Below are 18,579 nucleotides of genomic sequence, written 5' to 3'. Positions count from 1 at the left end.
TGAGATGACGACACGTGAATCCCAAAGAGAGTCGATGCCTTACGACGTGGTGATCGTCGGCGCGGGCCCGGCGGGCCTGTCGGCGGCGATCCGCTTCAAACAGGTCGCCTCGGAAAAGGGCGCGGACCTCAGCGTATGCGTGCTCGAAAAGGGGTCGGAGGTCGGCGCACACATCCTGTCGGGCGCGGTCATCGATCCGCGCAGCCTCGATGAACTGCTGCCCGACTGGCGCGACGATTGCCCGCTCGCCGAAGTACCGGTGACCGAGAATCTGCACTGGGTGCTGTCGGCGAAGAAGAAGGTGACGCTCCCGCACCTCTGGACGCCGCCGTTCCTGCACAACAAGGGCACCTACACCGGCAGCTTGGGCAATCTGTGCCGCTGGCTGGCGGGGAAGGCGGAGGAACTCGGCGTCGAGATCTTCCCCGGTTTTGCCGCCGCGGAGATCCTGTTCGACGATCAGGGCCGGGTGAAGGGCGTCGCCACCGGCGACATGGGCGTCGCCCGCGACGGCACGCACAAGGGCGATTATACCCCCGGCCTCGAACTCCATGCCAAATACACCTTCTTCGCAGAGGGCGTGCGCGGCCATCTGTCCAAGGAGGTCATCCGCACCTTCGACCTCGCCAGGGATGCGCAGCCGCAGGTCTACGGCCTCGGCGTCAAGGAATTGTGGGACATCGATCCCGCGCTCCACAAGCCCGGCCGCGTCATCCACACGCAGGGCTGGCCGCTCGGCGACGATGCCAACGGCGGCGGCTGGCTGTACCATCAGGCGAACGGCCAGGTCAGCCTCGGCTTCGTCACGTGGCTCAACTATTCCAACCCGTATCTCTCGCCGTTCCAGGAGATGCAGAAGTGGAAGACCCATCCCGAGATCGCCGCGATCCTGAAGGGTGCCAAGCGCGTCAGCTACGGCGCGCGTGCGATCAGCGACGGCGGTCTGCAGTCGATCCCCAAACTCGTCTTCCCCGGCGGCGCGCTGATCGGCTGTTCGGCGGGCTTCCTCAACGTGCCGCGCATCAAGGGCACGCACACCGCGATGAAGAGCGGCATGATGGCCGCCGAGGCCGCCGCCGATGCGATTCTGTCGCAGCGCGAGCATGACGAGCTGACGGCCTATCCCGAGGCGTTCGAGGCGTCGTGGGTGAAGAAGGAACTGTCGATCGTCCGCAACGTGGTGCCGCTGGTCAAGAAGTTCGGCGACTTCCTCGGCTCGGGCCTCTCGGGCGTGACGATGTGGCTCGAACATTTCGGCATCCGCATGCCCTTCACCCTCAAGCATCACCCGGACCACGAGACCCTGTGGCGCAAGGACATGGTGAAGCCGCCGGTCTATCCGAAGCCCGACGGCGTGCTCACCTTCGACCGTCTGTCCTCGGTGTTCCTGTCGAACACCAACCACGAGGAGGATCAGCCGGTTCACCTGACGCTGAAGGACCCGGACGTGCCGGTCGAATACGACCTGCCGATGTACGACGAACCCGCGCAACGCTATTGCCCGGCCGGCGTTTACGAAATCGTGGGTCAGGACACCGGTGATCCCAAGTTCGTCATCAACGCGCAGAATTGCGTCCACTGCAAGACCTGCGACATCAAGGACCCGACCCAGAACATCAACTGGGTCGTACCCGAGGGCGGTGGAGGCCCGAACTATCCCAACATGTAAGCGTCTGTTCCTCGCATCGGTCCTCAGTCTTGGCGCCATCGCGCCGGCGGGGGCCGATACGTCCCCCGTCGCCGATTATCTGAAGGCACGCGCCGCCGATGCGGCCGGCGACAGCGACCGCGCCCTTGCCGGCTATACCCGCGCCCTGGCGGCGGCGCCCGCCAGCACCGCGATCGCGACGCGGGCCTATCGCGAAGCGCTGGCATCCGGCGACATCCCGCTCGCCGAACGTGCCGCTGCCGTCCTGCGCGGCACCGCCGACGCGCCCGCCGACCTGCCGCTGTTGCCGCTCGCCCTCGCTGCCGCCCGCAACGATGGCGCCGGTACGGATGCGGCGGTGGCGGCGCTCGCGCCGACCCCGCTCGCCGTGCTCGTGCCCTCGCTGCGCGCCTGGATCGCCTACACCCGTGGTGCGGACCCGAAGTCCGCCGCCGCCGCCGCCGGCAAGAACCCGGTCGCCCAGCGCCTGGCCGCAGAGACGATGGCGCTGGTCCGGATCGCCCGCGGCGACGTGGATGGCGGGTTGGCGGCGGTGCAGGCCCTGCGCGAAACGGGCTCGCCGATCGACCTGCGACTGTCCGCTGCACAATTGCTGTTCGGCACCGGCCACGCCGATCGTGCACGCACACTATTGGTCGGCGACGATCCCGTATTCGTCGCGCTGCGGCAGGGGGCAGGGGCCAGGCCGACGCTCGGCTTCGGCGTATCGCGCCTGCTCGGGCGGATCGCCAGCGACCTGGCCGATCAGGATGCCGCCCCGCTGTCGATCGCCTTGTCGCGCACTGCGCTGATCGCCAGTCCCGCCAACGATCGCGCCCGCCTGCTGCTCGCCGCCGCGCTTTCGCGGGACGGCGCCGTCCCGCTCGCCCTCGCGACGCTCGATGCGATGCCGCCCGCCAGCCCGTTCGCCACCACCGCCGCCGCGGCGCGGATCGCGATGCTCGCCAACGCCGGCCGCGATGCGGAGGCGCTGGCGCTCGCCTGTACCGGCGCCACCCGCGGCGATGCCGGCCCTGCCGATTGGCAGACCTATGCCGACCGCCTTGTCGCCGCCGATCGGCCGGCCGATGCGGCGACATGGTATCGCCGCATCGTCGATGCCGATCCGCAGGAATGGAGTGCCTGGCTGCAATATGGCGGCGCGCTGGAACAGGCGGGCGACTGGCCCGGCGCCCGCGCCGCCTTGCAAAAGGCGGTGGCCATCGCGCCCGATGAACCGCTGGCGCTCAACTATCTCGGCTATGCGCAGGCCGAACGCGGCATCGACGTCAAGGCATCGACCGCGATGCTGGAACGCGCGCATGCGTTGAAGCCCGACGACGGATCGATCACCGATTCGCTCGGCTGGGCCTATTTCATCACCGGCGACACCGCGCGGGCGCGCCCGCTGATCGAACGTGCGGCGGCGGCCGATCCGACCAACGCCGAAATCGCCGAACACCTCGGCGACCTGTACTGGACGATCGGCCGCCGGTACGAGGCGCGCTACGCCTGGCGCGCCGCCGCGCTCACGGCACCCGCCGGCGACCAGGCGCGTCTGTCCACCAGGATCGTTCAGGGACTGATGCCCAAGTGATCGTCGAATCCGCGCCCGCCAAGATCAACCTCGCGCTCCATATCCGTCATCGCCGCCCCGACGGCTATCACGAACTGGAAACCCTGTTCGCCTTCGCCGCCGACGGCGACACGATCACGGTCGTCCCCGCACAGGCCGACAGCCTCCGGGTCACCGGCCCCTATGCAGAGGCGCTCCGATCTGCCCCTGACCGGGCGGGGGGGCGTTGGCGGAGGGGCAGCCCCAGCCGCAAAACCTCGTCGAGAAAGCCGCCCAGGCGTTCTGCCGGACCTTCGGCATCGACCGGCGCCACGCGATCACCCTCGACAAGCACCTTCCCGTCGCCAGCGGCATCGGCGGCGGTTCGGCCGATGCCGCCGCCACGCTGCGCGCGCTCGCCCGCCTCCACGCCATCGCCCCGCAGGACCCGCGCCTGTTCGTCATCGCCGAGGGGCTTGGCGCCGACGTGCCTGCCTGCCTGCTCGGCCGCACCACGCTCGGCACCGGCAAGGGGGAGGCGCTGATTCCCGTCCACGGCCTCGCCGGCACGCCGATGCTGCTCGTCAACCCCGGCGTCGCTGTGTCGACCGCCGCCGTGTTCGCCAGATGGGACGGCGTGGACCGCGGCGGCATCGCGCATGACGGCGACCTGCTCGCCCGTGCCGTCGCCGGCCGCAACGACCTCCAGCCCGCCGCCCTGCAGCTCGCCCCGGTGATCGCCGAAGTCCTGACCGCGCTTGGGCACGCGCCCGGCGCCACGCTCGCCCGCATGTCCGGCAGCGGCGCCACCTGTTTCGCCCTGTTCACCGACATTGCGGCGCGCGACGCCGCGGCGGCTGCGATGCGCGACAGGAACTGGTGGGTGCTGGCGACGCTCGTGACCTGAGGTCAGCGGCAGTAGAAGATGCCGTCCGTCTTCATATAGGCACGCGTCCGCGCCGGGCATTCGTGGATGACGATCACCAATGTTCCGGTCGCGGATTGCGATACGCGGTTGGTCCACCCCACCGGCGCATAGCCGGAATTATGGGCGCCGGTCATGGCGTTGCATGCTGGCGGATTGCTGGTCTGATACACCGTCGACTGGCGCCAGAAGAAACCGACGGGATCGCCGCAGCGATTGGCGTACTGGACGTACGAGCTGTCGTAGACGCCCGCGACCTGTCGTACGAAGGTCCAGCCGATGCAGCGTTGTCCGCCGGCCTGCACCTGCGCCATGGCGGGCTGCGGCATCGGGCCGAGCGTTGTTGTTGTCAGCAGTGTTGCCGCCATCGCCATCAATCGCTGGATCGCCACGTCCTCCACTGGTGTCGAACGTACGCGGGTCACCCGCGCCGGCAAGCCGAACTTGCTCCGTTCCGGTCCCATGTATCTGTTCGTTCATTCAAAAGTTCCCCTCTTGTTCCGTGAGAACAAATGACGTACATGGAGAACAGATGCGTTGCCCCGGTGGCGCGCTTGTTCTAGCGAGGGAAACTCCCGATGGCCGCCAATCTGAAAGTGATCGATACCGGCATGGCAACCGCTACCACCGACCGCCAGAAGGCGCTCGACGCCGCTCTGGCCCAGATCGACCGTGCCTTCGGCAAGGGTTCGGCGATGAAGCTCGGCGCGAAACAGTCGATGGAGGTCGAGACGATCTCCACCGGCTCGCTCGGCCTTGACATCGCACTCGGTGTCGGCGGTCTGCCGCGCGGCCGCGTGATCGAGGTCTATGGTCCTGAATCCTCGGGCAAGACTACGCTCGCACTGCATGTCATCGCAGAGGCGCAGAAGGGTGGCGGCACTGCCGCCTTCGTCGACGCCGAACATGCGCTCGACCCGGTCTACGCCAAGAAGCTGGGCGTCAACATCGACGAACTGATCGTCTCGCAGCCGGACACCGGCGAACAGGCGCTGGAAATCGTCGACACGCTCGTGCGTTCGAATGCGATCGACGTGCTGGTGGTCGATTCGGTTGCCGCACTCGTGCCCCGCGCGGAAATCGAGGGCGAGATGGGCGACAGCCACGTCGGCCTCCAGGCACGTCTGATGTCGCAGTCGCTGCGCAAGCTGACCGGTTCGATCAGCCGCTCGCGCTGCATGGTGATCTTCATCAACCAGCTGCGCATGAAGATCGGCGTGATGTACGGCAACCCAGAGACGACGACGGGCGGCAATGCGCTGAAGTTCTACGCCAGCGTGCGCCTCGACATTCGCCGCACCGGCGCGATCAAGGACCGCGAAGAGGTCACCGGCAACGCCACCCGCGTGAAGGTCGTCAAGAACAAGGTCGCGCCGCCGTTCAAGCAGGTCGAATTCGACATCATGTACGGCGAGGGCATCTCCAAGATCGGCGAGATCCTCGATCTCGGCGTCAAGGCCGGGCTGGTCGAGAAATCGGGTGCCTGGTTCAGCTACGACAGCGTTCGCATCGGGCAGGGCCGCGAGAATTCGAAGAACTATCTGCGCGAACATCCCGAAATGGCCGACCGCCTCGAAAAGGCGATCCGCCAGCGCACCGAAAAGGTCGCCGAAGAGATGATGACCGGGCCGGATGCCGAAGACGACATCTGATGACCGGGTGTCCCCTCGGGATGCAGAAAGGGCTCGCCGGCAACGGCGGGCCCTTTTCGCATACGGGGCATTCCGGGCGTGACGTAGTGTCAACTTCGGCAACTTCCGACGGCGTCGGACGCACCGACACCGGATCACGACGCGCATCAAGATGCGCGAGCCGGATCGAGCGGTTGGCGCCGGCAGCTTGCGGTAACAGCAACGCCGCGGTCGCGGCCAAATTGGATTGCATCAACACCCGATTTGCCCTCGACCCGACCGCCCCGCATCGTCACCCCGATCGCGTACGCAAAGCCGACGTACCACCCGGACAGGGCGAAAGGATCGACCCCGTCCCGCCCGGCGGCGCCTCCAGAGGTGCACAAAACAGCCAGCACGGGTTGGCACGCCATCCCGGCCAAACGGGGAGCGCAACCCCGCACGATGCGTCCTGCATGCATATCCAACCAGATCCATTTCCCGCCGGATATCGACGCCACCCTACACCCGGGGCAGGAATGCCCGATCACAACCACCACCAACGATTCGACCGAGCGCGCGACCGGACACCGACCGCAGTCCGGATATCGACCCCCCTACATCCCACGCAGGGACGCCCGATCACAACCACTACCAACGGCTGGACCGCCCGCGCCGACCGGACATCGACCGCAGTCCGGATATCGCCCCCTACATTCCACGCAGGGACGCCCGATCACAACCAGCAGCAACGGCTGGGTCACCCGCGCCGACCGGCCATCGATCGCAATCCAGATATCGCCGCCACCCTATACCCAGCGCAGGAACGCCCAATCATGACCACCACCGACGACCGGACCTGCCGCGCTGGCCGAACATCGCCCACAAACCAGAACTCGCCGCCACCCCCTACCCAGCGCAGGGACACCTGATCATGACCACCGCCAACGACTGGACCGGCCGCGTCGGCCAGACATGGGCCGCGGAATGGCAGCGCATCGAACGCTCGTTCGCCGCCCTCGCGCCGCATCTCGACGCCGCGATCCGGACCGCCGCCTCCGACGCTCCGATCCGCGTTCTCGACATCGGCTGCGGTGCCGGCTCGACCGGCCTTGCGCTTGCCGCCGCCCGCCCGCACGCGACGATCACCGGCGTCGACCTGTCCACCGATTTGCTCGCCGTCGCCCGCGATCGCGGGGCAGGGCACGCCAATCTCACGTTCCGGCAGGGCGATGCCACCGCCGTCGCCGCCGACCTCGCCCCGCTCGACCTGCTGCTATCGCGCCACGGCGTCATGTTCTTCGCCGATCCCGTCGTCGCCTTCACCGGCCTGCGCCAGGCCAGCCGCCCGGGCGCGTCGCTGGTCTTTTCCTGCTTCCGGCATCGTGCCGACAATCCCTGGGCATCCGACCTCGTCGAACAGGTCACCGGCACGCCCCCGCCCGCCGCATCCGGCTATGCGCCCGGCCCGTTCGGTTTCGCCGATCCCGCCGTCACCGCCGCCATCCTCTCGGACGCCGGCTGGACGATCGACGGCCATGCCCGCGTCGATTTCGGCTACCGCGTCGGCGCCGGCGACGATCCGGTGGCGGACGCTGCCGCCTTCTTCCGCCGCATCGGTCCGCTCGCCTCCGCGTTGCGGCAGGCGCCCGATCCGGCCACATCGAACGCGCGGCTCAAAACCGCGCTGGAACGTTATCGTACCGACAACGACGTCGTCTTTCCGGCGTCGGCATGGATCTGGCGGGCCACCGCCAATCAAGGGGAGAGAGCATGATCGTCGTCCACCATCTCGAAAACAGCCGGTCGCAGCGGGTGCTGTGGATGCTGGAGGAACTCGGCCTCGACTATCGCATCGAACGCTATGAGCGCGACAGGAAGACGATGCTCGCGCCGCCCGAACTGAAACGCGTCCACCCGCTCGGCAAGTCACCGGTGATCGAGGATACCGACGGCGCGGGCACCCATGTCATCGCCGAAACCGGCGCGATCGTCGAATATCTGGTTGAAAAGGCGGACGGTCGCCTCGGCGCCCCCGCGCGCCGCGACGACGCACTCCGCTATCGCTTCTGGCTCCATTATGCCGAAGGATCGATGATGCCGCCGCTGCTGCTCAAGCTGGTGCTCGGCCGCATACCGTTGATGGGCAAGCCGGCGATGAAGCGCATCCAGCCGATGATTGACGTCCACCTCGACTATGTCGAATCGGAACTCGCCCGGCGGCCGTGGTTCGGCGGTGCCGACCTCACCGCCGCCGACGTCATGATGAGCTTCCCCCTGGAAGCGGCGCGCAGCCGTGCCGGCCTGGACGCTTCCCGCCCCGCGACGATCGCCTGGCTGGACAAGGTGCACGCCCGTCCGGCCTATCAGGCCGCCCTCGCCAGGGGCGGCCCCTATGCCTACGCCTGATGGCCGCCGCCGACCGGCTAGTGGCGGAAGCTGGTCGGTGCCGGTGGCTCCGGCACGTGCGCGGGTGCGTGCGCCGGCTCGATCTCGGCGGGTTCGCGCGGATCGAATCCGCCTTCCCATTTCGCCACCACCGCGCTCGCCACGGCATTGCCGATCACGTTGGTCGCGGTGCGGCCCATGTCGAGGAAATGGTCGATCGCCAGGATCAGCAGCAGCCCCGCCTCGGGTATGTCGAACACCGGCAGCACGGCGGCGATGACCACGAGGCTGGCGCGCGGCACCGCGGCGATGCCCTTGGACGAGATCATCAGGAACAGCAGCATCGCGATCTGCGTCCCCAGCGGCATGTCGATGCCATAGGCCTGGGCGATGAACACCGACGCGAACGTGACGTACATCATCGATCCGTCGAGGTTGAACGAATAACCGAGCGGCAACACGAAGCTGGCGATCTTGGGGGGCACGCCGAACCGGTCCAGCGCCTCCAGCATCCGTGGATAGGCGGCCTCGGACGATGCGGTCGTGAACGCGACCAGCAGCGGCTCGCGGATGTAGCGGATGAGGTCGCGGATACGGGGCCCGATGAACAGGAAGCCGAAGCCCAGCAGGACCGCCCACAGGATGAACAGCGCCAGGTAGAAGCTGCCCATGAAGAACGCGAGTTGCCCGATCACCCCTGCGCCGCGCTCGGCCAGCGTCGCGGTGACCGCGCAGAATACGGCGATGGGTGCAAAGCGCATCACATAGTCGGTGATCTGCAGCATGATCGCCACCAGCGCCTCCACGGCGCGGATCAGCGGCTTGGCGACGTCGCCGACCGCGGTGATCGCCACCCCGACGAAGATCGAAAAGACGACGATCTGCAGGATCTCGTTGGTCGCCATCGCCTCGACCATCGATGCGGGGACGATATGGGTGATGAACTTGGCGAGGCTGAACGCATCCGTCGACACGCCGGCATCGGCGCCGACCGGCGGCAGCGGCAGGTTGATGCCGACCCCCGGATGGATCGCGTTGACCAGGATCAGCCCCAGCCCCAGCGACAGCAGGCTGGCGCAGACGAACCAGCCGATCGCCTTCGCGCCAACCCGGCCCAGTGCCGCGGTATCGCCCATCTGCGCGATCCCGCTGACCAGCGTCGCGAACACCAGCGGCGCGATGATCATCTTGATGAGCCGCAGGAAGATCGTCGTGCCGATCGAGACATAGCCGGCGACGTCCTTCAGCCGCGCCGCCGCGGCGGGCGTGCCGTCGTCCAGCCAGCCGTGGATCGCCAACCCCGTGACGATGCCGAGCAGCAGGCCGATCACGATAAACACAGTCAGCCGTTTGGCCATTCATGCACTCCCGAAACTGCACGGCAGGGAAGGGGATTGCGGCCGTCGGGTCAAGCGCCCTATCGATCCGCGATGGTCGTCTCCCCCTCCCGCCGCACGCTGCTCGCCGGTTTAGCCGCGATCCCGCTGCTGTCCACTGGCGTGCTGCGCGCCGCCGAACCCGATCTGGCGGAACTGCACGATATCACGGCGGGCGCCATCCCGATCGGGGCGGACGAACGCGCCCGTCGCCTGTCCAGGGCGCAGGCGCTGATGCGGGCCAACGGCATGGGCGCGGTGCTGATCGAGCCCGGCTCCTCGATGACCTATTTCACCGGCATCCGATGGGGCCGCAGCGAACGCCCGACGCTAGCCATCCTCCCCCGGGACGGCCAGCCGCTGATCGTCACCCCGTTCTTCGAGGAACCATCCGTCCGCCAGTCGCTCGCCGTCCCGGCAGAGGTCCGCGTCTGGCAGGAGGACGGCAACGCGCTTGCCGTCGTCGCGGCGTGGCTGAAGGAACGGCGGCTCGATCGCGCGACGATCGGCATAGAGGAAACCACCCGCCTCTTCATACCGACCGATCTCGGCCGTTTCGCGCCTGATGCCAGGCAGGTCGTCGCCAATCCGGTCGTCCGTGGCTGCCGCATGATCAAGACGCCCGCCGAACTCGCGCTGATGCAGGTTGCGACCGACGTCACGATCGCGGCCTATCGCTGGCTCGCGCCGCGTATCGAAACCGGCATGACGGGGGGCGAGATCGGCGCGCTGATGAACGCGGCGACGCGCAGGCTCGGCGGCGACCCGGAATTCGCGCTCGCCCTGATCGGACCCGCCGCCGCGCTGCCGCACGGCAGCCGCGAGGTCCATCGCATCGCACCCGCCGAAATCCTGCTGATGGATTGCGGCTGCACCGTGCAGGGCTACCAGTCCGACGTGTCGCGCACCTGGGTGCCACAGGGCGCCGCCACAGTCGCGCAGCGCAAGGTGTGGAACGACGCCGCGCACGGACAGCAGGTCGCACTTGCGGCGGCGAAGATCGGCGCCACCGCCGGCAGCGTCGACGATGCGGTCCGCGCCTATTATACCGGGCTGGGCTATGGTCCCGACTACGCGCTGCCCGGCCTGTCGCATCGTACCGGCCATGGCATCGGCATGGACGGTCACGAACCCGTCAATCTCGTCCGCGGCGAGTTGACGCGGCTGACTGCGGGCATGTGCTTTTCCAACGAACCCGGCATCTACCTGCCCGGTCGCTTCGGCGTTCGGCTGGAGGATTGCTTCCACCTGACCGCCGACGGCCCGCGCTGGTTCAGCACGCCGCCCAGGTCGATCGACGCGCCGCTCGCATGAAGCAGTTGCTGCACGAGGAGGGCTACGCACGCTGGCCGCGGACATTGGACCGCGCGGCGCTCGCCGGGCTGGATCGGCTGTTTGCGCGACTGGCGGCGGACCGGCCAGGCGTCCGGATCGACGCGGCCGCGTGCAACGACCTTGCCGCGGTCCAAGACATCCGGCCGGATGTCGAGGCATTGCTGGGGCGATCGGCGCGTCCGGTTCGCGCGCTGCTGTTCGACAAGCGCGACGGCGCCAATTGGGCACTGGGCTGGCATCAGGATCGCACGATCGAGGTTGCCGAACGGATCGAGGTTCCGGGTTTCGGCCCGTGGACGTGCAAACAGGATCGGCTTCATGTCGCCCCGCCGATCGAACTGCTCGAACGCATGCTCACCGTGCGCATCCATCTCGATGCCGTGCCGCCCGACAATGCCCCGCTGCGGGTCGCGCCGGGGTCGCACCGGCTTGGCTGTATCGCGGAAGACACGATCGATGACGTGGTGGCGGCGTGCGGAGTTGCTACCTGCCTCGCCGATGTCGGCAGCGTCTGGTTCTACGCGACGCCGATCCTGCATGGATCGGCCCGCGCCGCGTCGGGTGGGCGCCGCCGCGTGCTTCAGCTCGAATTCGCTGCCGAGGATTTACCCGGCGGCCTTCGCTGGGCCGCGCAACGGCGCTTGAGGGTGGCGGAAGTCTCGCCTAAGCCGCTGACGCTATGACCTCGACCAACGACATCCGCCGCGGCTTTCTCGATTACTTCGCATCGCAGGGGCACACGATCGTGCCGTCCGCGCCGCTCGTGCCGCAGAACGATCCGACGCTGATGTTCGTCAACGCCGGCATGGTGCCGTTCAAGAACGTCTTTACCGGGCTGGAATCGCGCCCCTACGTCACCGCGACCAGCAGTCAGAAGTCGGTCCGCGCGGGCGGCAAGCATAACGACCTCGACAACGTCGGCTATACCGCGCGCCACCACACCTTCTTCGAGATGCTGGGCAACTTCTCGTTCGGCGACTATTTCAAGGAACAGGCGATCCATCATGCCTGGACCTTGCTGACCGATGTCTGGGGCATCGCGGCGGACAAGCTGACCGCCACCGTCTATCACACCGACGACGAGGCTTATGCCCTCTGGACCAAATACCTGCCGGCGGAGCGGATCATCCGCATCGCCACCAAGGATAATTTCTGGGCCATGGGCGACAGCGGTCCATGCGGGCCATGCTCGGAAATCTTCTACGACCACGGCGCTCATATTCCCGGCGGCCCTCCCGGCAGTCCGGACGAGGATGGCGACCGCTTCGTTGAGATCTGGAACCTCGTGTTCATGCAATATGAGCAGGACGCCAATGAGATCGTCGGCGAACTGCCTAAGAAGTCGATCGACACGGGCATGGGGCTGGAGCGGATCGCCGCAGTGCTTCAGGGCGTCCACGACAATTACGACACCGACACGTTCAAGGCGCTGATCGCCGCATCGACATCGTTGACCGGCACCGATGCGGACGGGCCGCACAAGGCATCGCATCGCGTTATCGCCGATCATTTGCGCTCGTCCTGCTTCCTGATCGCCGATGGCGTGCTGCCGGCGAGCGAGGGACGGGGATACGTCCTGCGGCGGATCATGCGCCGGGCCATGCGGCACGCGCACCTGCTCGGCGCGAAGGAGCCGTTGATGTACCGGCTCGTCCCGGCGCTGGTCGCGGAAATGGGCGCCGCCTACCCGGAACTGGTGCGCGCGCAGCCGCTGATCGAGGCGACGCTGCGTCAGGAGGAAACGCAGTTCCGCAAGACGCTCGACAAGGGGCTGAAGCTGCTCGACGAAGCCACCGCCGGCATGGCCGATGGCGCGACGCTCGCTGGTGAGACCGCCTTCCGGCTCTACGATACGTTTGGCTTCCCCTACGACCTTACCGAGGATGCGTTGCGCGAACGCGGGCTGACCGTCGATCGCGCCGGCTTTGATGCTGCGATGGCCGAACAGAAGCGCGCGGCGCGTGCGGCCTGGAAGGGATCGGGCGCGAAAGCCTCCGATGACGTGTGGTTCGACATCGCAGAGGAAACGGGTTCGACCGAATTCATCGGCTATGCCGCCGATGCCGGTGAGGGCGAGGTCGTCGCGCTGGTCAGGGACGGCGCGCGCGTGGAACGGGCGAACGCCGGCGATACGGTGGCGATCATCGTCAACCAGACGCCATTCTATGGTGAAAGCGGCGGTCAGGTCGGCGACACGGGGACGATCTCGACTGATGCTGGCCTGCGCGCCCATGTGGGGGAAACCTCGAAGCAGCTCGGCCGTATCTTCGTGCATCATGCGACCATCGAGAGCGGCGGCGTTACCGTCGGCGACGCGGTGCGGCTGCAGATCGACGTTGCCCGACGCGCGCGGATCCGTGCCAACCATTCCGCCACGCACCTGTTGCACGAAGCGCTCCGGCAGCGGCTCGGGACCCATGTCGCGCAGAAGGGGTCGCTAGTCGCGCCCGAACGGCTGCGCTTCGACGTCTCGCATCCGGTCTCGATGAGCGCACTGGAACTTGCCGACGCCGAGGCGGCGGTGAACGCCCAGATTCGCGGCAACGGCAGCGTGACAACGCGCCTGATGACTCCGGACGAGGCGATCGCAGAGGGTGCGATGGCGCTGTTCGGCGAGAAATACGGCGACGAAGTGCGCGTTGTGTCGATGGGGACTGAGGACGGCGGCAAGACCTATTCGGTTGAGCTCTGCGGCGGCACCCACGTCAACGCGCTGGGCGACATCGGCCTGTTCAAGGTCGTGGGCGAAGGCGCGGTATCCTCCGGCGTCCGCCGGGTCGAGGCGCTGACCGGCGAGGCCGCACGCGCCTATCTGATCGGGCGTGACGAACGCTTGCGCGAGGCCGCAACCGCACTGAAGACCACGCCCGATGAGGTGCCTGCACGCGTCGCCGCGTTGCTCGAAGACCGCCGCCGGCTTGAGCGCGAACTGGCCGATGCCAAAAAGGCGCTCGCCCTGGGCGGTGGCAGCGGCGGGGTAGCCAGCGGTCCTGAACAGGTCGGCGGCGTCGCGTTCATCGGCCAGGTGCTCGATGGATTCGAGGCGAAGGGACTTCGTGGTGCGGTGGACGACGCGAAGCAGCGTCTGACGGGATCGGGAGTCGCGGTCATGGTCGCGGTCAACGACGGCCGCGCATCGATCGCGGTCGGCGTTACAGACGACCTCGTCGGCCGGATCAGCGCGGTCGACCTGCTGCGCCGCGCGGTGACCGTGCTTGGCGGGCAGGGCGGCGGCGGCCGTCCCGACATGGCGCAGGGGGGCGGTCCCGACGGCACCAAAGCCACGGAGGCGCTGGACGCGATCCGCAGCGCCTTGGCGGAGCAGCCACAGACAGCGTGATGGCGTTTCAGGTGACCGGTTTCAGTGATCAACTAGATTACCCGACCGCTGGTCGGCGTTAGCTGACTGGTCGATCAAACCGTGACGACCTGCACCTGATACGACAACGGGGAGGGCATTCGCCCTCCCCGTCACCGCGTTCAAACCACGTTTACTTGGTCGGCGCGGCAGCGCTCGCGCTGGTACCGGCGGTAGCCGCTGCCAGCTGATCGGCGGTAATTCCGACGATCACCTTGCCGCTGGCATCGGCGCTGAAGCCCGCGATCGGAAGCTTCACGTCACCCTTCGCGGTCGTGACCGTAACGAACTGGGCGTCAGCCGACTTGATCGTGCCAAGCGATGCACCTTGCAGGCCACTGACCGCGGTACCGGGGGTCAGTTTCGCCTTCACCGCCGCCTGTGCCTGCGCCTGCGAACTCGCAACCGCGGCATCGAGATCGGTCTTGGTCATCGCCATTGCGAACCCCTTGTCGGTCTTGCCGATCGAGGCGGGCGGCACCGGAACCTGTGCTGTGCCGGTGTTGAGGATCACCGCCTGGGGCGTGATGCTGGCGACGGTGCCGAGGGCTACACCGGCGCTGTCGTAGATCGTCGCACCGACCGTCGGTGCGGCTGCGGTGGCAGAGGTGGCAGGCGCCGCGGCGCCGGGGGCAGGCTGGGCTTGCTGTGCCAGAGCCGCGGCGGGCACCATCATCAGGCTGCCGATCGTCAGGGCTAGGGTACGCATGGGGATTCTCCATCTTCTGTCGTTGTGACAGGGTAACGATGGTCGGTCCGATGCGGTTCCGCCCGCCTTGATCGGCGAGCGGAGGTGCCTGCGGGATCAGCCGGTTACCGGCAAACGGATGATCCCGTCTTCGCCACGGCTCATCGGCGCATAGGCGATCACCGTCTCGAGCAGCAGCGGCCCGTACAGATGCGGAAAAAGCTGGCCGCCGCGTGATTCTTCCCACTTCAACGATGCGCCGAAGCTGCCCAGATCAACGGCGACGACATGCAAATCGCTTTGGCCGGCGAAATGCTTGTCGACCGTTTCTGTTAACTGCGCGGCGGTCGACATATGGATATACCCATCCTGCAGGTCGATGGCCGCACCGGCGAAGCGACCGTCGCGCTCCAGCGCCGCCATCTGATCCGCGGTCAACACCTTATAGGCCGTGGTCGGCAGATCGCTCATGCATCCTCCTCGCCGCCGTCGTCGCTGTCATCGACCGCCTCGTCCATCGTGTGCGGCCCCGTGCCGTCGTCCACCGTCAGCTGGCCTTCGGCCGGCGCGGCAGGCGCATCGCTCAATTCCTCGGCAACCAGTGCCTCGGCGTCGTTTTCGGGATCTTCCTCCTCGTCGATGCGAGCGGCGGAGACGACATGCTCGTCCTTGGCCACGCTGAACAGCGTAACACCCTGCGTGTTCCGCCCGGTGACGCGAACGTCGCCAACCGACATGCGGATCAGCTTCGCCTGATCGGTGACCAGCATCAGCTGCTCGCCCGAATGCGCCGGGAAGCTCGCCACTACCGGGCCGTTGCGGCCGGCAGAGACGATGTTGGTGATGCCCTGGCCACCGCGGTTCGTGCGCCGATACTCATACGCCGAGGTACGCTTGCCGAAGCCATTCTGGGTGACGGTCAGAATGAATTCCTCCGCCGCCTCGAATTCGGCCATGCGATCCGGCGACAGCGCTATCTCGCGCTCGCCCTCCTTCCACGGGGCGGCTTTCAGATAGGCATCGCGCTCATCCGTAGTCGCCGCAAACCCGCGCAGGATCGACAGGCTGATGACCTCGTCGTCGCCGATCAGGCTGACGCCGCGTACGCCGGTGGACGTGCGGCTCTGGAATTCGCGCACGTCGGTCGCGGCGAAGCGGATCGCCTTGCCGTTGCGCGTTGCCAGCAGGACGTCGTCCGTCTCGGTCAGCACCGCGACGCCGATCAGCTTGTCGTTACTGCCTTCATCGAAGCGCATCGCCAGCTTGCCGTTGGTCGGAATGTTGGCGAAGGCGTCCATCGCGTTGCGCCGGACCGTCCCGTTGGCGGTCGCGAACATCACGTGCAGGTCGCCCCAGCGGGTTTCGTCCTCGGGCAATGGCAGGACGGTTGAGATCGTTTCTCCCTCGGCGAGCGGCAGCAGGTTGATCATCGGTCGGCCGCGCGTAGCCGGGCCGCCTTCGGGCAGGCGCCATACCTTCTTGCGATAGACCTTGCCGTGGTTGCTGAAGAACAGCACCGGCGTGTGGGTCGATGTGACGAAGAGCGAGGTGATCGCATCCTCCTCCTTCGTCGCCATGCCGGCGCGGCCCTTGCCGCCGCGCTTCTGCGCTCGAAAGGCGTCGAGCGGGGTCCGCTTGATATAGCCCTGCACGGTGACGGTGACCACCATCTCCTCGCGCTCGATCAGGTCCTCGTCGTCGATCCCGTCCGCGGCAGCGGCGATCTCGGTCCGGCGCGGCGTCGCGAAGATTGAGCGGACGTCGACCAGCTCCTCGCGCATCACCTCATACAGGCGGACGCGATTGCCGAGGATCTCCAGCAGGGCGGCGATCGAATCGGCCAGCCCCTTCAATTCCTCGCCGATCTCGTCGCGGCCCAGCGCGGTCAGGCGATGCAGGCGCAGATCGAGGATTGCGCGGACCTGCGTATCGGACAGCTTGTACCCGTCGCCGACCTGCGTGCCCTCGACGGCCTCGACCAAACTGAGATAGGGGGCGATCTCGGCGATCGGCCATTCGCGCGCCAGCAGTGCGGCGCGCGCTTCGGCCGGGCTGCCCGATCCACGGATGATCCGGACCACTTCGTCGAGGTTGGTGACCGCGATCACCAACCCCAGCAAGATGTGCGCCCGGTCCCGTGCCTTGTTCAGCTCGAACTTCGACCGGCGCGTGATGACCTGTTCGCGGAACTGGACGAACGCCTGGATGATGTCCTTGAGGTTCAACGTTTCCGGTCGGCCACCGCGGATGGCGAGCATGTTGGCGGGGAACGACCCCTGCGCGGGCGTGTGCCGCCACAATTGGTTCAGCACCACTTCCGGCGTCGCATCGCGCTTCAGGTCGATGACGATGCGCACGCCCTCGCGGTTCGATTCGTCGCGAATGTCGCTGACGCCCTCGATCCGTTTGTCCTTCGCAGCTTCCGCGATCTTCTCGACCAGCGCGTTCTTCCCCTGTTGAAAGGGGATGGCGGTCAGTACGATCGAGCGCCGATCGCCGCGGCTTTCCTCGACAATGTGGCGCGAGCGCACGATGATCGATCCACGCCCGGTGTGGTACGCGGATCGCGCGCCGGCCTTGCCGAGGATGATCGCGCCGGTCGGAAAGTCCGGCCCCGGTACGATCTCGATCAGCTCGTCGATCGTGATCGCCTGATTGTCGATATAGGCGAGGCAGGCGTCGACCACTTCGCCCAGGTTGTGCGGCGGGATGTTGGTCGCCATGCCGACCGCGATGCCGCCCGCGCCGTTGACCAGCAGATTGGGGAAGCGCGCCGGCAGCACCTGCGGCTCGCGCTCGCTGGCATCGTAGTTCGGCTGGAAATCGACGGTGTCCTTGTCGAGATCCTCCATCAGGTAATTGGCGGCACGGGCGAGGCGCGCCTCGGTATAGCGCATCGCGGCGGGCGGATCGGGGTCCATCGAGCCGAAGTTGCCCTGGCCGTCGATCAGCGGCAGCCGCATCGACCAATCCTGCGTCATCCGTGCCAGGGCGTCGTAGATCGCGGTGTCGCCGTGCGGGTGGTATTTACCGATCACGTCACCGACGATGCGGGCGGATTTGCGGTAGGGCCGGTTGAACAGGAACCCGTTCTCCTGCGCGGAGAACAGGATGCGGCGATGCACCGGCTTCAACCCGTCGCGCACGTCGGGCAGCGCCCGCGCGACTATCACGCTCATCGCATAGTCGAGATAGCTCGACTTCATCTCGTCGACGATGGAGATCGTCGAAATGCCGTCGTGATGGGAGGGGGGTTCGGCGAGTGTGGTCTCGTCGGCCAAGGCAATACGCTTTCGGATTGTTACAGATGTGTGCCGAACATGTAGGCACGTCCGCACCGAAAGTCACGCGCGCGTACGCACCTACGCGTACGCGCGCGGATCGCTCACCGAGGTGAGCGGAGCCTCACTTCTTGCAGGCGGCCTTGTTGGCGTTGCCGGCCTTGCCGCAATCGTAGGTCATGGTCTTGCCGGTGCTGGTCTTCACGGTGACCATCCGCCCCTTTGCGGCGGTCGTCGTCTTGGTCGTCGTGTGCGTCGCGACGGTCGGCTTGCCGACCATGGGCTTGGTGGTCGTGGTGGTGCGGCTGGTCGCCGTCGTCTTGGCGGCGGTGGTCTGGCCGCCCGTGGCGAGGGCGGCGGAACCGCAGCACGGCGAGGCTGCGGCGAGCAGGGCGAAGGGCAGGGACTTGATCAT

Annotated in this window: 14 protein-coding genes and 1 pseudogene; 9 read left to right on the top strand and 6 right to left on the bottom strand. The window is 67.2% G+C overall.

From position 1 onward, the window contains the following. The first annotated feature begins 34 nt into the window (after window positions 1–34). From GTH33_RS13085 to GTH33_RS13075, 3 genes and pseudogenes are all read left to right on the top strand, one after another. The gene (locus tag GTH33_RS13085) at window positions 35–1,669 is read left to right on the top strand and encodes an electron transfer flavoprotein-ubiquinone oxidoreductase (RefSeq protein WP_163958762.1); all 1,635 of its coding nucleotides are present in this window, start codon (window positions 35–37) and stop codon (window positions 1,667–1,669) included. Continuing rightward, on the top strand, window positions 1,641–3,245 hold the full coding sequence (locus tag GTH33_RS13080) for a tetratricopeptide repeat protein (RefSeq protein ID WP_249054897.1): 1,605 nt from the start codon (window positions 1,641–1,643) through the stop codon (window positions 3,243–3,245). Before GTH33_RS13085 ends, GTH33_RS13080 begins: the two co-directional genes overlap by 29 nt. Continuing rightward, window positions 3,242–4,110: pseudogene (locus GTH33_RS13075) on the top strand (4-(cytidine 5'-diphospho)-2-C-methyl-D-erythritol kinase). The gene GTH33_RS13080 and the pseudogene GTH33_RS13075 overlap by 4 nt, the downstream one beginning before the upstream one ends. 2 nt (window positions 4,111–4,112) lie before the next feature. Here GTH33_RS13075 and GTH33_RS13070 read toward each other — a convergent pair. Further along, a complete protein-coding gene (locus tag GTH33_RS13070) occupies window positions 4,113–4,592 on the bottom strand; it encodes a hypothetical protein (RefSeq protein ID WP_163958761.1) in 480 nt (159 codons plus the stop codon). A gap of 114 nt (window positions 4,593–4,706) precedes the next feature. Between GTH33_RS13070 and recA the strand changes: the two genes are divergently transcribed. The 3 genes from recA (at window position 4,707) to GTH33_RS13055 (ending at window position 8,147) form a co-directional block, all read left to right on the top strand. Continuing rightward, complete coding sequence (gene recA / locus GTH33_RS13065; protein WP_163958760.1) at window positions 4,707–5,780, top strand: recombinase RecA; 1,074 nt, start codon at window positions 4,707–4,709, stop codon at window positions 5,778–5,780. A gap of 892 nt (window positions 5,781–6,672) precedes the next feature. Beyond that, window positions 6,673–7,515: a class I SAM-dependent methyltransferase gene (locus GTH33_RS13060; RefSeq protein WP_163958759.1), complete on the top strand. Its 843-nt coding sequence runs from the start codon at window positions 6,673–6,675 to the stop codon at window positions 7,513–7,515. Continuing rightward, a complete protein-coding gene (locus GTH33_RS13055; RefSeq protein WP_163958758.1) occupies window positions 7,512–8,147 on the top strand; it encodes a glutathione S-transferase family protein in 636 nt (211 codons plus the stop codon). The genes GTH33_RS13060 and GTH33_RS13055 overlap by 4 nt, the downstream gene beginning before the upstream one ends. 17 nt (window positions 8,148–8,164) lie before the next feature. Here the strand turns inward: GTH33_RS13055 and GTH33_RS13050 are convergent, their stop codons facing one another. Next, the gene (locus GTH33_RS13050) at window positions 8,165–9,484 is read right to left on the bottom strand and encodes a dicarboxylate/amino acid:cation symporter (protein ID WP_163958757.1); all 1,320 of its coding nucleotides are present in this window, start codon (window positions 9,482–9,484) and stop codon (window positions 8,165–8,167) included. A 72-nt stretch (window positions 9,485–9,556) separates the two neighbouring features. Between GTH33_RS13050 and GTH33_RS13045 the strand changes: the two genes are divergently transcribed. Genes GTH33_RS13045 through alaS form a run of 3 tightly spaced genes read left to right on the top strand, consistent with a single transcriptional unit; the run spans window position 9,557 to window position 14,177 of the window. Then, window positions 9,557–10,816, top strand: coding sequence for a M24 family metallopeptidase (locus GTH33_RS13045; RefSeq protein WP_163958756.1), 1,260 nt, complete (start codon window positions 9,557–9,559; stop codon window positions 10,814–10,816). After that, entirely contained in the window at window positions 10,813–11,520 is a 708-nt protein-coding gene (locus tag GTH33_RS13040) for a phytanoyl-CoA dioxygenase family protein (protein WP_163958755.1), read from the top strand. Before GTH33_RS13045 ends, GTH33_RS13040 begins: the two co-directional genes overlap by 4 nt. After that, on the top strand, window positions 11,517–14,177 hold the full coding sequence (gene alaS / locus GTH33_RS13035) for an alanine--tRNA ligase (RefSeq protein WP_163958754.1): 2,661 nt from the start codon (window positions 11,517–11,519) through the stop codon (window positions 14,175–14,177). Before GTH33_RS13040 ends, alaS begins: the two co-directional genes overlap by 4 nt. Window positions 14,178–14,328: 151 nt before the next feature. On the opposite strand, the gene GTH33_RS13030 is transcribed toward alaS, so the two are convergent. From GTH33_RS13030 to GTH33_RS13015, 4 genes are all read right to left on the bottom strand, one after another. Next, on the bottom strand, window positions 14,329–14,904 hold the full coding sequence (locus tag GTH33_RS13030) for a hypothetical protein (RefSeq protein WP_163958753.1): 576 nt from the start codon (window positions 14,902–14,904) through the stop codon (window positions 14,329–14,331). A gap of 96 nt (window positions 14,905–15,000) precedes the next feature. After that, window positions 15,001–15,354, bottom strand: a complete 354-nt coding sequence (locus tag GTH33_RS13025; protein ID WP_163958752.1) for a DUF952 domain-containing protein — start codon at window positions 15,352–15,354, stop codon at window positions 15,001–15,003. Beyond that, on the bottom strand, window positions 15,351–18,164 hold the full coding sequence (gene gyrA, locus GTH33_RS13020; RefSeq protein WP_163958751.1) for a DNA gyrase subunit A: 2,814 nt from the start codon (window positions 18,162–18,164) through the stop codon (window positions 15,351–15,353). Before gyrA ends, GTH33_RS13025 begins: the two co-directional genes overlap by 4 nt. A 124-nt stretch (window positions 18,165–18,288) precedes the next feature. Then, window positions 18,289–18,579, bottom strand: coding sequence for a hypothetical protein (locus tag GTH33_RS13015; RefSeq protein WP_163958750.1), 291 nt, complete (start codon window positions 18,577–18,579; stop codon window positions 18,289–18,291).

The sequence above is a fragment of the Sphingomonas insulae genome (genome assembly GCF_010450875.1).
Lineage (GTDB): Bacteria > Pseudomonadota > Alphaproteobacteria > Sphingomonadales > Sphingomonadaceae > Sphingomonas > Sphingomonas insulae.
The sequence above is the reverse complement of the archived record's forward strand: the minus strand, read 5'-3'. Positions and strand labels throughout refer to the sequence as shown.

Coding starts and splice junctions, on each gene's coding strand:
- GTH33_RS13015 (WP_163958750.1), bottom strand. CDS start 18,579: ATGATCAAGTCCCTGCCCTTCGCCCTGCTCGCCGCAGCCTCGCCGTGC.
- GTH33_RS13070 (WP_163958761.1), bottom strand. CDS start 4,592: ATGGGACCGGAACGGAGCAAGTTCGGCTTGCCGGCGCGGGTGACCCGC.
- GTH33_RS13060 (WP_163958759.1), top strand. CDS start 6,673: ATGACCACCGCCAACGACTGGACCGGCCGCGTCGGCCAGACATGGGCC.
- alaS (WP_163958754.1), top strand. CDS start 11,517: ATGACCTCGACCAACGACATCCGCCGCGGCTTTCTCGATTACTTCGCA.
- recA (WP_163958760.1), top strand. CDS start 4,707: ATGGCCGCCAATCTGAAAGTGATCGATACCGGCATGGCAACCGCTACC.
- GTH33_RS13040 (WP_163958755.1), top strand. CDS start 10,813: ATGAAGCAGTTGCTGCACGAGGAGGGCTACGCACGCTGGCCGCGGACA.
- GTH33_RS13030 (WP_163958753.1), bottom strand. CDS start 14,904: ATGCGTACCCTAGCCCTGACGATCGGCAGCCTGATGATGGTGCCCGCC.
- GTH33_RS13045 (WP_163958756.1), top strand. CDS start 9,557: ATGGTCGTCTCCCCCTCCCGCCGCACGCTGCTCGCCGGTTTAGCCGCG.
- GTH33_RS13050 (WP_163958757.1), bottom strand. CDS start 9,484: ATGGCCAAACGGCTGACTGTGTTTATCGTGATCGGCCTGCTGCTCGGC.
- GTH33_RS13055 (WP_163958758.1), top strand. CDS start 7,512: ATGATCGTCGTCCACCATCTCGAAAACAGCCGGTCGCAGCGGGTGCTG.
- GTH33_RS13085 (WP_163958762.1), top strand. CDS start 35: ATGCCTTACGACGTGGTGATCGTCGGCGCGGGCCCGGCGGGCCTGTCG.
- GTH33_RS13025 (WP_163958752.1), bottom strand. CDS start 15,354: ATGAGCGATCTGCCGACCACGGCCTATAAGGTGTTGACCGCGGATCAG.